Raw genomic sequence first — 13,385 nt, 5'->3', positions numbered from 1 at the left:
GTGGAAAAACCGGCTCAGTTCCGCGTGGAAACCAACACGAACCGGAACGAGGCCGCGGTCAACCTGAAATGGCTGGGGCTGACTTTCAGTTGCCTGTCCCACCTACAGACTTTGAGCGCCGGTCCCCTCGCAATTGGGAAATGGGTGTCTCTCAGTTCTGACGACGGCCAAACGATAGACTTCACGGTGGTCGCGAGCCCCGGCAAGCCTGTCGAGCGGAAATTCGATCAGTCGCACGTCCTTGCCGCAAGCGCCTTTGGCTGCAGCGTTGGCGATAGCTTCGTGGTCACCGACGGTCTCGGACGCGAGCGAAGGTGGACCCTCAATGCCATCGAGCATGAATACCTTCACTCCCATCGCGACGTTTCGGAGAACTTCAACGAGCGTTTCCCTAATGAGAACGGTTTCTGGATCATCAAATCCGCTGATGATGACCTCGAACCGTTCTTGGACGTCGTGCGCCAGCACAGTGAGCGGCAGGAGCGGCTCCTTGATCAATACACCAGACAACATGTTCCGATCTCGATCCTCGCGGAAATTTCGGGAAGCTCCGCTGCGGCTATGGCGGACACCCTTCGTTCCAAACGAATTGAGATAGAGGTCTGCGAAGGCACGCTGCCGGAGCGAAATTACGCTGCACAAACGGTGAGGCGATTTCTCGGGGAAGCGATCGTGCTCGATACGCTCACACACTGGGCGGCAGTCGAAATCGGTGCCATGCCGATCCTAAAGGAGATTTTCGGCCGCGTCTTGGTTCCACGATCAACGCTGGACGAACTGATAAAACTGCAGGACGACGACACCGAGGTTGTCGAGGGTCCGGAAATGTCAGGAACTGCTTTTTACCACAATGGGAAGTTCTATTACGACGAGATGACCCCCCAGCGTCGCGCAGCCAGGACAGCCGCGATACAGGCCAGGATGGATTCACTGAATTCAGAGTGCGAAGTCGTTCCCGTGCATGCACCTGAAGATGCCGACCCGGAAATCATGGAGCGGTTGGATGGCGGATCGCTGGATCCTATTTTCGTTGCTCGTGAGCACGGAGCAATGCTCCTCAGCGATGACAAGCGCTACAGGATTTGGGCAGCATCTCAGCAAGTCGAGGGTGCATGGTTACAATCCGTATTGATGGTGGCGACGGATGAGAGATTACTATCGGCGGAACGATACGCGTTGCTGACCGCCGATCTTGCCGTCATCTGCCACGGGCCAGTGACCTTTAACGCGAACGTCTTGGCCAATATTGTCAAGCAAACGACGCCCGAAACGCGGCATCGCTTGTTCGCTATCGCGCGTTGCCTCGGAGTAGAAAAGGCCGACATGCAATCTCATCTGAACGTACTTGATGACACGCTAAAGCTTCTTTGGTCACCGCCCAGAGTGTCGTCGACTGCGATGCTCGCAACCAGTCTGCTGCTCCAGAACGCGCTTCGCTTCCGCCCCGAGTTGCAGCAGACCGTACTGAGGAGAGTGAACCGCACACTCTCAAGATACTGGGCTGGAGATTTCGTGCCCGCTTGGAAGAAGGGACACTTCCTGCAGGACTACGTCCCACCGACGCCCCAAACACAATCGGTAAAAAGTGGAACAGGTCAGAAAACCAGGAAGCGGCGCACGTAAAATCGAGAGATTGCTTCTTGCGGCTCACCGATTGGTGCCGGGATTTTATAGACATACGCGTCGGGTAACGGTGCGCCTTTGCCCTCGATCCTTTCGGCTCTGCGTTGGGCGGCAGGGGCTTGCATGTCGTCAGGTACCCATGGATACCCAAAGAGGTGGCACCGGAGAAAGCTCCCGCTAGAAACGAGGGGAACTCCAATGCCGCGATCCGTCTTGACGGTCAGATGCCTGGCTCTGACAAGCTGATTATTTTTAGTGCAGGCCAACCCACAGAGTTCGGACCGTCTCGGCGGCTTCGAGAAGGGCGGCTGTGATTTTCTCCTGGGTGTGCGTGCCCAGGCTTGCTGCGGCGAGTTCGAGGCGGACGATTGCATCCGTGCCCATTGTATCGCGCCATAAGACGCGCCATGGTGGAAAGTGTTCATGATGGTACATGTCAAAGGCGCGGGGGGCATGCCAAAGGTGAGAAACGCGGATTCGTACCTGGGAACTAGGCGTTGGCGTGAACGAAAATCACCCCGCGGCGAAGATCAGCCCGCCAGTCTTTTCTCCAAAATCAAGGACGTCGCTGGCTTTGGCTTTTCGGTGATCGCGGTGACGATATCAGTATTCACGTTCTATTTCGGAACCATCCGTCAAGTGGATGAAGTGCGCGTTATTGTGAACAGCTTTCCGAATGCCACTCGATGCGCACAATGTTATTCATGTATCTGCAGATGCGGATTTTATTCTGGTAAATGGGGGGACTCGAGATGCCGCGATCTTGGAAATTGGCTACATTATAAAGCCTTTGGAAGAGGCCCCGAATAGGGAATTCGATTGTGAATCAGATGTTTTTCAATCGGCCAAGCTCGAGGCCTTTTCTCAGAAACCCTTCATACTAAAAAAATCAGAAATGCGACCGATCCACGTTAGCTCGTTTGTTAATGGCAAGGCCGAAAAGCTCTTTAGTGAAGCCTTCGCCTCTCATAAAAATGACTACGTGGCACTGTGCATGTATTTTCATATTGCAACACCATCACGAAAAGACTTCAGAACATTTGCATACGTCTCAGTCGCCGGAGTTTTGGTCGGCTCAGAAAGTCGACAGAACGAGGACGGAACCGACCAATGGGTAACGGCAAATCAAACCCACATTCTAGTGCACAATTCTGAGTCAATCTTAGCCGCTTTCGGTGCCGGCTATTTTGAATAATGTGAAGCTCGGAGTGTGCGCACTTAGCCCGACATCGCAAGGGGTTGGAGAAGTGGGAACCTTAAGGAGTTCCATCCTCGCCCAGCCATCTGCTCGCCGAATCGTAGGCCGAGTGGTCACAAGGATTCGTTCTCAGATCGCATGCATCAGGCGTTCATGCTTCGTCGACGTCGGCCGCCGACTTGACGGACCTGCAACCAACCTGCATCACAACCGAGAGTAAGCGCGTAGGCCACCCCACGTATCTTTCGGACTGCTGATCGGCGATTTTCTGCGTGAGTCATGCGGAGAGTCCTATGAGTGATAGTGTGAATCAGCCTCGAACCTTTGAGGTTTTGACGGCAGAACCCGTCCGGCGTCGCCGCAAGCCGCGTGACTGGTCGGATGACGAAAAAGCGCGGATCGTCGCCGCGACGCTGCAGCCTGGGGCCAATGTCTCGGCGGTTGCCCGGTCTGAAGGCCTGGATCCGTCGCAGCTTTATGGATGGCGTCGCAAGGCACTGGCATCGGGCGTTGTTGCGCCCCTGACGGCGGGAACGGGCAAGCAGATCAAGTTCGCGCGGGTTGAAACGGTAAGCAACGGTTCGGTCGATATTGTCATTGCGGATATGGTCGTGCGCGTCGGCGGCGATTTTGACCCCGATCACCTGGTGAAGGTTCTGCGGGCGGTTCGCAAGGCATGATCGCTTCGGGTGTGGTGGTCTATGTGTCGTGCCAGCCGGTCGACTTCCGCAAGGGAGCCGCCTCTTTGATGGCGCTGGTGCGGGATGGCGGTCTCGATCCCTTCAATGGCGCGCTTTACGTCTTCCGGTCGAAACGGGCCGATCGTATTCGCATTGTCTGGTGGGATGGCAGTGGGGTCTGCCTCTATTCGAAAACCCTGGAAGATCAGGGCTTCTGCTGGCCGGGCATATCGGCGGCACGGATCCGTCTGGACCATTCTCAGCTGATGGCGTTGCTGGCCGGAATGGATTGGAAAAAGATCCGCCCGACCAAGGTCAGGCGCCCCTTGTTGACGGGCTGACAGCGCCTGCGGCAAGATGAATCATGCCGCTGTAATGGTTGGGAAAACGGCTGTTTTTGTGCTCTACTTATTGCCATGGATTTGCCCCCTCACGACCTGCCGGACGACGTTGACGCACTGAAGGCGATGGTCCTCGCGATGGCGCGCGAGCAGGCTGCGAAAGAAGCCCGACTGAAGGCCGCTGAAGCTGAGATCGCCCGGCTGGAGGCGGTGGAGAAGAGCGCCAACGAGCGGATTGCCAACCTCACATCGATCTTGAAGGTTCTGCAGCGCACCCAACATGGCACCCGTTCCGAGCGACTGCGCCTTGGCGTCAACGACGAACAGGTGTCCTTTGCCTTCGAGGAAGTCGAGACCGGCCTTTCGGCAATCCAGAGCGAGCTTGATCACGCGGCCAAGGACAAGCCGAAACGGGCAGCACGTCCGCGCAAGGGTTTTGCCGCTCATCTCGAACGCATCGAGGAAGTGATCGAGCCGGAGATCCCTGCTGAATACGTGGGCTTGGAAAAGGTCCTGATCGGTGAGGATCGCTCCGAACGGCTGGATGTCGTGCCGCCGAAGTTCCGGGTCATCGTGACGCGCCGCCCCAAATACACCTTCCGCGGCCACGATGGCGTGCTCCAGGCTTTGGCACCGGCGCACATCATCGAAAGCGGCCTGCCGACGGAGCGGCTGCTCGCCTATATCGCCGTCTCCAAATACGCCGACGGCCTTCCGCTTTACCGGCAGGAGGCAATCTATCTACGCGACGGTGTCGAGATCAGCCGATCGTTGATGGCCCAGTGGATGGGGCATCTGGGCTTCGAACTTCAGATTTGCGCCGATTACATCCTTGAGCGCGTCAAGGAGGGTGAAAGGATCTTCGCCGACGAAACGACCTTACCCACTCTTGCGCCCGGCTCGGGGAAAACGACGAAGGCCTGGCTTTGGGCTTATGCTCGCGATGATAGACCCTATGGTGGAACCAGCCCGCCGATGGTGGCCTATCGGTTTGAGGACAGTAGGGGCGCTGACTGCGTGGTGCGTCATCTCGCCGGATTCAGCGGCATCCTGCAAGTTGACGGCTACTCGGCCTATACCAGTCTCGCCAAGACGCGTGCCAAAGACGGCAGCAATGAAACGATCCGGCTCGCAGGATGCTGGGCGCATCTTCGCCGCAAGTTTTACGACCTTCACATCAGTGGTGTCTCAAAGGCTGCAACGGACACGATCATCGCGATGACCGAGCTGTGGCGCATCGAGGATGAGGTCCGCGGTCGGGATGCCGACAGCCGTTCCATGCTGCGTCAGGAAAAATCTGCAACCATCGTCTCCGAACTCTTTGATCTTTGGGAGAAGGAGCTGGGCAAGGTCTCTGGCAAGTCCAAGACCGCCGAAGCAATCCGTTACGCGCTCACCCGGCGCGAAGCACTGGAGCGCTTCCTGACGGACGGCCGGATCGAAATTGACTCCAATATCGTCGAGCGCGCGATCAGGCCCCAAACAATTACGAGAAAGAACAGTCTATTCGCCGGCAGCGAGGGTGGTGGACGCACATGGGCGACCGTCGCCACCCTCTTGCAGACAGCCAAGATGAACAACGTCGATCCGCTCGACTGGCTCTCCCAGACATTGACCCGCATCGCTCAAGGCTGGCCGGTATCCGAGCTCGAGGCGCTTATGCCGTGGAACTTCAGGCCTGACGCCATCAGCTAACCGCTTACAACCGAGACGGGGGCTCGGCAGCTCCGGATTAGTTAGCTACAGAAGTGTTCTGCCACCGTTCACTGCGACCTTCTGGCCGGTGATAAAGGAGGCTTGTTCCGAGGCCAGGAACACGACGGTATTCGCTATGTCGTCCGGAGAGCCCATATGACCGGCGGGTACCTCGCGTGTATGTCCTTCCGACCGCGGCCGACGTGTCATCCCCGGTAGCACCAAGTCGTCTAGGTCAGCCCGGACGACAGCGACGGGAACCAAGCTACCTGGAACTCCGGTGGTCCATATTACTAAGGCACTAGGATGCGTCACTCTAACCGTGTCGGCCGCGCGACCAATGCTTGTTCGAGCGCTGAACGGAATTGCGCTCGGCGCTCTTCTGAACGACCTGCTTCTCGTCCGTGAACGACTTCCGCAGTGTGAAGGTGAACATGTCCTCCTCCTTCATGCCGAGGGAATAAAGCTCCCGCTCCCTGGCCTCCTCTTCAGCGAGGTACTCGATAAACTTTTCCACACGATCCAGCCTAATCTTGACGCGGTCGAGGCGTTCGCCCTTTGAGAAGAGATCGAACTCCTGTCGGGCAGCGTCGACGAGATAGTTGCTGACCTGCTCGCTGAAGCAGCCGCAGTCGATGCACACGAGATCCAGGTAAGAGAAAAAGTAGGCCAGCTCCCGAACCATATAGAGGCCATAAGTCGTGATTTTTACGCTATCGACCTGGTCCGAATATTGGTCGAGCCGATTGTTGGATTCTACAAAGCCGTGCTTCAAGAGCACGTCCAGGTTAGCGGTGAAATCCTCCCCCATGTTGAAGGTGTTTACAAAATAGGCCTTCAGCTCCGCCACCGAGACATAGGACGGCGTGGTCCGCTCGATACTCTTCGCGAGCTTCCTCATAATACGAAGCGAAGTGAAGTGCGAACCGTGCCTAGAATTCCGTACCTGGTACGCGTTCGGTATGTCCGATAGACCTTCGTCGTAGAAGTACCGGTTGGGGATCATCACCGGCTTGATGATCTGATGGATCTTGAAGTTCCAGTTCCCGGAACTAAGCATCTCGTCGACGTTGGTATAGCCGGAGAGAAGAAAGCTTCGGAACAGATCGAGGGACAATCGCGTGTCCCCGTGAGCGCAAGCCGTCAGGAACGCGTTTAGCGGTGAACGTTCGCTGTTGAAGTCGTTGAAGATGATTGAAAGATATTTCATCGAGTCAGCGATGATCTTCTGGTTTGCGTCTTCCAGCCCGATCCTGTGACGCCGCTGCGGATCGTTGAGCATGGAGTTCACATACGATAGCCGCTTCTTGAACACAGTTGACGGTTTCGGCGAGCTGATATGGAACCCAGAGTTTTGAAACGCGTCGAGAAGCCCGTGAATCTTAGAGTTGTAGAAGCGCTCTTCGCGCATCGAAATAAGGGTCACACAGGTCAAAAGGTTGCTGATCTCCTGCGCCGACGTGAAACAGAAATCTTGTAAGTCCGGGGAATACTGATCGGTATTGTCGACGACCACGATTACGCCCTTGCCTTTTGATGCCCAGTAGGAAGCGAGCCTCGCGGCGCAGTATGGTTTATCCTGCTTCCATTCAGCAGCAAGAGCGTTGAGCCGCGAATTGTAGATCTCTGACTTCTTATCGAATCCTTCCAAGTCCTGCTTTCGGGCGATCTCAAAGCGGTCCGCGAATAGCTCCTTGAGAAGGTTATCGCGGGCAGATTGAAGCAGCCCGTCGACATCGAGGGATTCGACCAGCTTCGACCAGATCGTTTCGCGGATCACGGCCTGATCCTCGGGCACCTTAAGGAGATCGACGATGGCGATGACCGAATGCTCGCGGAGCCATCTGGGAGGATTATGCCTTAGCACCCGCTTGACGAAAGTCGACTTACCGGCGCCCTTTCCGCCGAAAAGCACGAGAACCTCGCCTCGCCTGCCGCGTTTAATGTTCTTAGTCAATCGGCCGCCGAGCTGCCCCCCTCGGCCGGTGTTCTCCAGCTGATTGACCCCATAACCCTTGAAGTACGGGCTAAGCGAATCTTCTATCAGGACGCTGATGCCCTCGGACATCTGGGAATAGTCGCTCTGGGAGACATAGCAACGCTCCATGAATTCCGTATCGTCATCACCTATCACTCCAAAGTAATGACTTACGATCGGACGCAACGTCCCGGCCAACCGGTTCGAGTTGATCTTGTGGCCGTATGACGGAATTTTCTCCTTGGGGAAGTAGATGTGACGGTCTTTAGGAGGCGAACTTGAAAGCGCCTCGTTCAGTGACGCGTGATCGAAGATGGCACCGAAAGAAAACATCTTCTGACTCTTTGTGAAGTCCTTGTCGAAGAACGATAGGTTCCGGATGACGAAGGCTTGGAGGTTCTCGAACCTCTTTCCTTTCTCAAACGTCTTGAAGAAGATCCACTCGTGACCGTTAGTAATGCAGGCGTATTCGCAACCCGTCTCGAAGCAATAGCCCTTCACCTGGTTGATCGCCGAGCGAATATTTTCGTTCGACATCAATTTTGACATCGACATGTAGCAGTGGGTTTCGCTGTCGACGTAGGGGAACGGGAGATCGAAATAAACGCCGGCCTTCTTCGCTTCGATGAATAGAAGGTCGTCGCCGTTAGCCTTCTTCAGGACGTAGTCGGCAAACCCTGGCGCTATGTACTCTTCGACCGCCACACGGTTGCGCGGCCATGACAGGCAGTCGTGAATGATCCCATCGATGATCTTGTGCCGGGTTTCTGCTTCGTTGCAGTCTCTCGACTTGTTCTGCGCAATAATCGATCTTACCGAGGCAAGCTTATCAGTCTCCAACATGCACGCCGCACTTTCCAACCGCGAATCAACCCTTAAGAAATACCTTGGAAGTTGTATCTTTCGGACGTCGCCGTCAATTGACGCGATGCCTTCGTAATCTTAGTGATACAGGATTTCCCCAGTTTCAACTGCCTGCTGGTCGACAGCCTACGGCATCTTGACTCGGTGTACTTTGACGGGGCCGCTCGAGTTCACCCCAAACCGGGAGGCTCGGGTTCACCGACCACCGGAGGCTTAAGCCCCAACTTCCCCAACTTGGCGGAAAGCCAGTGGCGTTTGCATCTCGTTAACCATATGAATTAACGCCATTCTTTTCTGTAGAGGAAGCCAATTCCCTACTAGCTTCCGTCAGCCCTCATGATGCTCCAGGCCACGCCGGGCTTCCGATAAGTACTGCTTATCGGAAGTGATTGATTTCAGCGCGCAAATCAGTGAAAACGGGGCCATGGACGGCCGCCGACGCCGTTCCGGCAGCCGGGATCCCGCCATTTCAGGAGGCTCCATGGACATTCTCGCACCGAACACCGCGCCGGACGCAGTCACCCGGCGGGCCGAAGCGCTCGACACCATTGCCGCAGAGAAGGGCCAGAGACGGTGGCGATCGAAACCAGACGATCCGGACGGTTTGTTACACGCGAATCACGTTGAGACGCAGAGCACTGACTACCGCCTGAGTTCTTGTCGTGCACCCGAGCTTCTTGATGACGCTCCCGATGTGGTTGTTGACCGCATTCTCTGAGACTTGGAGAAGTTTTGCAATTTCGCTGCTCTTCCTTCCCCCTGCGGTCAGCCGCAGACAGTCCAGTTCACTTCGCGAGAACTCGATAGGCTTGTGCCTCTCGCTCAACGTCAAATGCGAGAGCCGATCATAGATAAGCGTGGCGATGAACAAGAGCTTCGCCATTTCGACCATATTGAAGTTGCGGGAACCCGAAATCGACATGGCTCCGCGTCCACCCCCGGCGTCATGAACTGGAAAATAGGCGCCCTTCTCCATGCCATATCGTTTGAACAGATCAATGACCGCCACCTTCTTGCCCTCTCCACGATCGGTATTGATCCCTTCGACATCGTAGTTGAACGGGCTGGTCGAACTCAGCATCCGGCGGATAACCGGACTATCGATCATGAAGGTTTGCGCATCATAGCAATCAACCATTTCCGCCGGCCAATTCGTGAGGATCTTGGCCGCGCCAATTTCAACGATGTCCACCGTTGGAAGCGTCATGAACAGAAAAGCGTTCATCCCGAGGTCCTGAGTGAGGCCCTTCATATATTTAAAGACCTCGTAATGCGTGTTGAACGCCGCAGCGACCTCCTCAATTCGGTTGAACTCAGCTTCAAGTTTCATCTCTTCCCCCGATCATCTCACGCTCCGGGGCTAAGGCGCCGGTTGATGCCCTATGCCTCACACGCGTGGAGCCTGCCTCCCTGCGGGCTATAACATGACATGCTTTCTTGCGGATGACTCCAGAGCTTCTGCATCACCAAGCCAACACAATGCTTAACAACTGCTAAACACTTTGTTCAAATTCGCGCCGCCAGAATGCCGAAAAAAGGCCATACACCGGCATAAACCGGGTCCTCACGCAGCGCGTGCATTTTAGGCGCGCTCTGCTACCTATTTGATTCACTTCAAATTTCGTAAAGAGGCGGTCGAATTGCACCATAAGCGATCTGAGTCCCGATCCGGTTAATCGGTGCTGACCTGCCACTGAATTTTCATCCGACTGCGATTAGAGCCTCGGCGGTTTTGAATACGCCAAGTGGCGCGGTGTGAGCAACCGGCGGAAACGCGAAGCTTTCATCTTGCGCAGCGTTGGAGCCGGTTGCGGCGATGGTCCCGGCATAGTCTGCCGGGGTCTGATATCCGAGCGATGAGTGCGGCCGGAAATTATTGTAGTCGTCCGCCCATTCGGCAATGGCGCTTCGGGCATGATCGAGACCGAAGAACAGGCTTTCGTTGAGCAGTTCGTCGCGCATCCGGCCGTTGAAGCTCTCGACATAGCCGTTCTGCATCGGCTTCCCCGGCGCGATGTAGTGCCAGTCGACCTTGTGATCCTTCGACCAAGCAAGGATAGCATTCGAGGTGAGTTCGGTGCCGTTGTCGGAGACGATCATTCCGGGCTTGCCACGTCGTTCGATCAGCGTCGTCAGCTCCCGTGCGACGCGGCGGCCGGAGATCGAGGTGTCCGGGATTGCTGCCAGGCATTCGCGCGTCACGTCATCGACAATGTTGAGCACGCGGAATCGTCTGCCGCAGGCAAACTGGTCGTGCACGAAGTCCAGCGACCAGCGGGCATTGGCCTTCGCTTCGACCAGGATCGGTGCACGCGTGCCGACAGCACCGCGTCTGGCTTTACGCTTGCGAACGGAAAGACCCTCCTCGCGATAGAGCCGGTAGATGCGGTTTACCCCGGACAGCTCTCCCTCCCGCCGAAGCAGCACGAACAGCCGCCGGTAGCCGAAACGCCGACGCTCGTTGGCAAGGTCACGCAGCTTTGCTCGCAACTCCGTCTCCGGCGGTCGGTTCGCCTGGTAGCGGATCGTCTTGCGGTCGGCGGATATGATCTGGCAGGCCCGCCGCTCCGAAAGACCCATCACGGCCTTCAGATGCGTGACGGCTTCGCGCTTGGCGGCAGGCCCTACCATTTTTTTGCAAGAAGCTCGCGGAGCGCGGCCGCATCCAGCAACTGCTCGGCCAGCAGCTTCTTCAGTCTCGCGTTCTCGTCTTCAAGCGCCTTTAGCCGTTTCGCCTCGGAGACTTCCATACCGCCGTATTTGGCTTTCCAGTTGTAAAACGTCGCTTCTGAAATCCCGTGCTTGCGGCAGAGTTCGGCTGCCTTCGCACCAGCCTCCTGCTCCTTCAGCACCGCAATAATCTGCTCTTCGGTAAATCTCTGCTTCTTCATTCGTCCGTCCTTTGATGGGCCGGACTCTAATCCATTCTGGAGGAAATTCTCAGTGGCAGGTCAGTGCTTAAAGATTTTCATAGATTTTATCCTCAGGTGCCCACGGTAGCGGCATTCGCTCTTTGTTGGTCCTGTGTGGGAGAACAGCGTGAAGTCAATAATATTAGGCTTAGGTTCAGATGCCAAAGCCATACTCGCCGCGATGAACAGGTCCCAGGCGATCATCGAATTCGACCTAACCGGGAGAATTCTGACTGCCAACGCGAATTTCTGCGCCGCGCTCGGGTACCAGCTATCCGAGATTGTCGGTCAGCACCACCGGATGTTCGTCGAGCCGGCAGAGGCCTCGTCAGCCGATTATCGCGAGTTCTGGGCGAAGCTCGAACGAGGCGAGTTCGATCAGCGCCAGTACAAACGCATCGGCAAGGGCGGCAAGGAAATTTGGATCGAGGCTTCGTACAATCCGATCTTCAGCGGCGGGAAACCCTACAAGGTTGTGAAATTCGCGACTGATATCACCAAGCAGAAGCTGCAGATCGCTGAGGATGCCGGCAAAATAAGCGCACTGTCGCGCGCCCAGGCGATTATCGAATTCACACCGAAGGGCGATATTCTGACGGCGAACGAGAATTTCCTGTCGGCGCTCGGTTATAAGCTTGCCGAGATCCAGGGGCGCCACCATTCCATGTTCTGCGAAAGCGCCTACGTAAACAGTGACGATTACCGACGGTTTTGGGCTCGCCTGTCCGCTGGTGAATTCGTGGCCGACGAGTTCCTTCGCATCGGTAAGGGCGGAAAGAAGGTCTATATCCAGGCCTCTTACAATCCGATCTTCGATATGAACGGCCAGGTGTTCAAGGTGGTCAAGTTCGCGACCGATGTGACAGCTCGCGTGAGCAATGTCGATCAGCTGGCGGCCTCTCTCACGGCCCTGTCCGGCGGGGATCTGACTCAGGACGTCGCAACCCCCTTCATTCCAACGCTGGAAAAACTCCGGCTCGACTTCAATGCGGCGGTGGGCAAGCTGCGTGGTGCGATGCAGGTCGTTGCTCAAAATGCGACGGGCATCGCTGCCGGAGCCCAGCAGGTTCGTTCAGCCTCGGACGATTTGTCGAAGCGCACCGAGCAGCAGGCGGCCTCCGTCGAGGAAACCGCAGCCGCCCTTGAAGAGATCACCACAACGGTCTCCGATTCAAGCAACCGCGCCCAGGAAGCCGGCCAGCTGGTTCGAAGGACGCGCGAAACGCCGAGCGTTCGGGCGCGGTGGTCCGCAGCGCCGTCGATGCGATGGGCAAGATCGAAACATCGTCCGCGGAGATAAGCAATATCATCGGCGTCATCGACGAAATCGCCTTCCAGACCAATCTCCTGGCGCTTAATGCGGGCGTCGAGGCGGCGCGCGCGGGCGATGCCGGCAAGGGTTTTGCGGTGGTCGCACAAGAGGTGCGCGAGCTGGCTCAGAGATCGGCCAAAGCGGCTAAGGAGATTAAGGAGCTGATCAGCGCCTCCAACGAGCACGTGAAGAGCGGCGTCACTCTGGTGGGCCAAACCGGTAAGGCCCTGGAAGAAATCGTCGCCCAAGTTCAGCAGGTCAACGGCAATGTTCTTGCCATCGTCGAAAGCTCGAAGGAGCAGGCGACGGGATTGAAGGAAATCAATACGGCCGTCAACACCATGGACCAGGGAACCCAGCAGAATGCAGCCATGGTCGAGGAATCAACGGCTGCCGCCCACAGTCTCGCCAAGGAGGCTGATGCGCTATTCCAACTGCTGGGGCAGTTCAACATCGGTAGCGCGGGAGCGCGGCAATCGCGTCCCGCCGTCGAAACAGCAGCTTCCAGGCCGGTCGCACCGGCACCGCGGGCGATGGCTGCGAAGGTGAGCGCTGCCTTCCATGGTAATGCGGCAGTTGCCGGCGGCAGCTGGGAGGAGTTCTAAGTCCGTCTTTTCAGTTAAGGCGGGAAGGCGCTCCATGTTCATCACTTAGAACCTGAAGGATAGTTCTGCGGCGAGACCCCGCCCCTACTGCATGAAGAGTCAGTCGGCGGATATAACTGCCTTTGCCGACGCGCTCTAGCCGGAGACCCTGCCCCACATTCGCCGACCGCATGTTGA

The 13,385-nt window shown here is 56.6% G+C and carries 10 protein-coding genes and 1 pseudogene; 6 read left to right on the top strand and 5 right to left on the bottom strand.

All coding sequences use genetic code 11. The features are described from left to right. On the top strand, positions 1-1,623 hold the full coding sequence (locus tag CO657_RS28630; protein ID WP_128715623.1) for a PIN domain-containing protein: 1,623 nt from the start codon (positions 1-3) through the stop codon (positions 1,621-1,623). 252 nt (positions 1,624-1,875) lie between these two features. On the opposite strand, the gene CO657_RS37975 is transcribed toward CO657_RS28630, so the two are convergent. Next, positions 1,876-2,007, bottom strand: coding sequence for a hypothetical protein (locus tag CO657_RS37975; protein ID WP_280950527.1), 132 nt, complete (start codon positions 2,005-2,007; stop codon positions 1,876-1,878). Positions 2,008-2,299: 292 nt separating this feature from the next. Here CO657_RS37975 and CO657_RS28625 point away from each other — a divergent pair, with 292 nt between their 5' ends. The 4 genes from CO657_RS28625 (at position 2,300) to tnpC (ending at position 5,537) form a co-directional block, all read left to right on the top strand. Further along, entirely contained in the window at positions 2,300-2,818 is a 519-nt protein-coding gene (locus CO657_RS28625; RefSeq protein ID WP_054186379.1) for a hypothetical protein, read from the top strand. Between the two features lie 296 nt (positions 2,819-3,114). After that, positions 3,115-3,501, top strand: a complete 387-nt coding sequence (locus CO657_RS28620) for a transposase (protein ID WP_054186396.1) — start codon at positions 3,115-3,117, stop codon at positions 3,499-3,501. Beyond that, on the top strand, positions 3,498-3,842 hold the full coding sequence (gene tnpB, locus CO657_RS28615; protein WP_003495066.1) for an IS66 family insertion sequence element accessory protein TnpB: 345 nt from the start codon (positions 3,498-3,500) through the stop codon (positions 3,840-3,842). Before CO657_RS28620 ends, tnpB begins: the two co-directional genes overlap by 4 nt. Before the next feature lie 75 nt (positions 3,843-3,917). Then, on the top strand, positions 3,918-5,537 hold the full coding sequence (gene tnpC / locus CO657_RS28610) for an IS66 family transposase (protein WP_128715578.1): 1,620 nt from the start codon (positions 3,918-3,920) through the stop codon (positions 5,535-5,537). A gap of 45 nt (positions 5,538-5,582) precedes the next feature. Here tnpC and CO657_RS28605 read toward each other — a convergent pair whose 3' ends face one another. The 4 genes from CO657_RS28605 to CO657_RS28590 form a co-directional block, all read right to left on the bottom strand. After that, positions 5,583-5,747 (bottom strand): SDR family oxidoreductase, encoded by a 165-nt coding sequence (locus tag CO657_RS28605; RefSeq protein ID WP_280950504.1) that lies wholly within the window; start codon positions 5,745-5,747, stop codon positions 5,583-5,585. A 106-nt stretch (positions 5,748-5,853) separates the two neighbouring features. Next, a complete protein-coding gene (locus CO657_RS28600) occupies positions 5,854-8,358 on the bottom strand; it encodes a hypothetical protein (protein ID WP_054185448.1) in 2,505 nt (834 codons plus the stop codon). Positions 8,359-8,986: 628 nt separating this feature from the next. After that, positions 8,987-9,709 (bottom strand): LuxR family transcriptional regulator, encoded by a 723-nt coding sequence (locus tag CO657_RS28595; RefSeq protein WP_054185447.1) that lies wholly within the window; start codon positions 9,707-9,709, stop codon positions 8,987-8,989. Between the two features lie 371 nt (positions 9,710-10,080). After that, a protein-coding gene (locus CO657_RS28590; RefSeq protein WP_097609972.1) for an IS3 family transposase occupies positions 10,081-11,270 on the bottom strand; the annotation gives its coding sequence in 2 pieces (ribosomal slippage) (positions 10,081-11,018 and positions 11,018-11,270; 1,191 coding nt in all). A 148-nt stretch (positions 11,271-11,418) separates the two neighbouring features. On the opposite strand from CO657_RS28590, the pseudogene CO657_RS28585 reads away from it, so the two are divergent. Further along, positions 11,419-13,208: pseudogene (locus CO657_RS28585) on the top strand (methyl-accepting chemotaxis protein). Positions 13,209-13,385: the final 177 nt, after the last annotated feature.

This window comes from Rhizobium acidisoli, assembly GCF_002531755.2.
Lineage (GTDB): Bacteria > Pseudomonadota > Alphaproteobacteria > Rhizobiales > Rhizobiaceae > Rhizobium > Rhizobium acidisoli.
The sequence above is the reverse complement of the archived record's forward strand: the minus strand, read 5'-3'. Positions and strand labels throughout refer to the sequence as shown.

Excerpts from the sequence above, each read along its gene's own strand:
- CO657_RS28620 (WP_054186396.1), top strand. The coding sequence starts at position 3,115 with ATGAGTGATAGTGTGAATCAGCCTCGAACCTTTGAGGTTTTGACGGCA.
- CO657_RS28595 (WP_054185447.1), bottom strand. The coding sequence starts at position 9,709 with ATGAAACTTGAAGCTGAGTTCAACCGAATTGAGGAGGTCGCTGCGGCG.
- CO657_RS28625 (WP_054186379.1), top strand. The coding sequence starts at position 2,300 with ATGCCACTCGATGCGCACAATGTTATTCATGTATCTGCAGATGCGGAT.
- CO657_RS28600 (WP_054185448.1), bottom strand. The coding sequence starts at position 8,358 with ATGTTGGAGACTGATAAGCTTGCCTCGGTAAGATCGATTATTGCGCAG.
- CO657_RS28605 (WP_280950504.1), bottom strand. The coding sequence starts at position 5,747 with ATGACACGTCGGCCGCGGTCGGAAGGACATACACGCGAGGTACCCGCC.
- tnpB (WP_003495066.1), top strand. The coding sequence starts at position 3,498 with ATGATCGCTTCGGGTGTGGTGGTCTATGTGTCGTGCCAGCCGGTCGAC.
- CO657_RS37975 (WP_280950527.1), bottom strand. The coding sequence starts at position 2,007 with ATGGGCACGGATGCAATCGTCCGCCTCGAACTCGCCGCAGCAAGCCTG.
- tnpC (WP_128715578.1), top strand. The coding sequence starts at position 3,918 with ATGGATTTGCCCCCTCACGACCTGCCGGACGACGTTGACGCACTGAAG.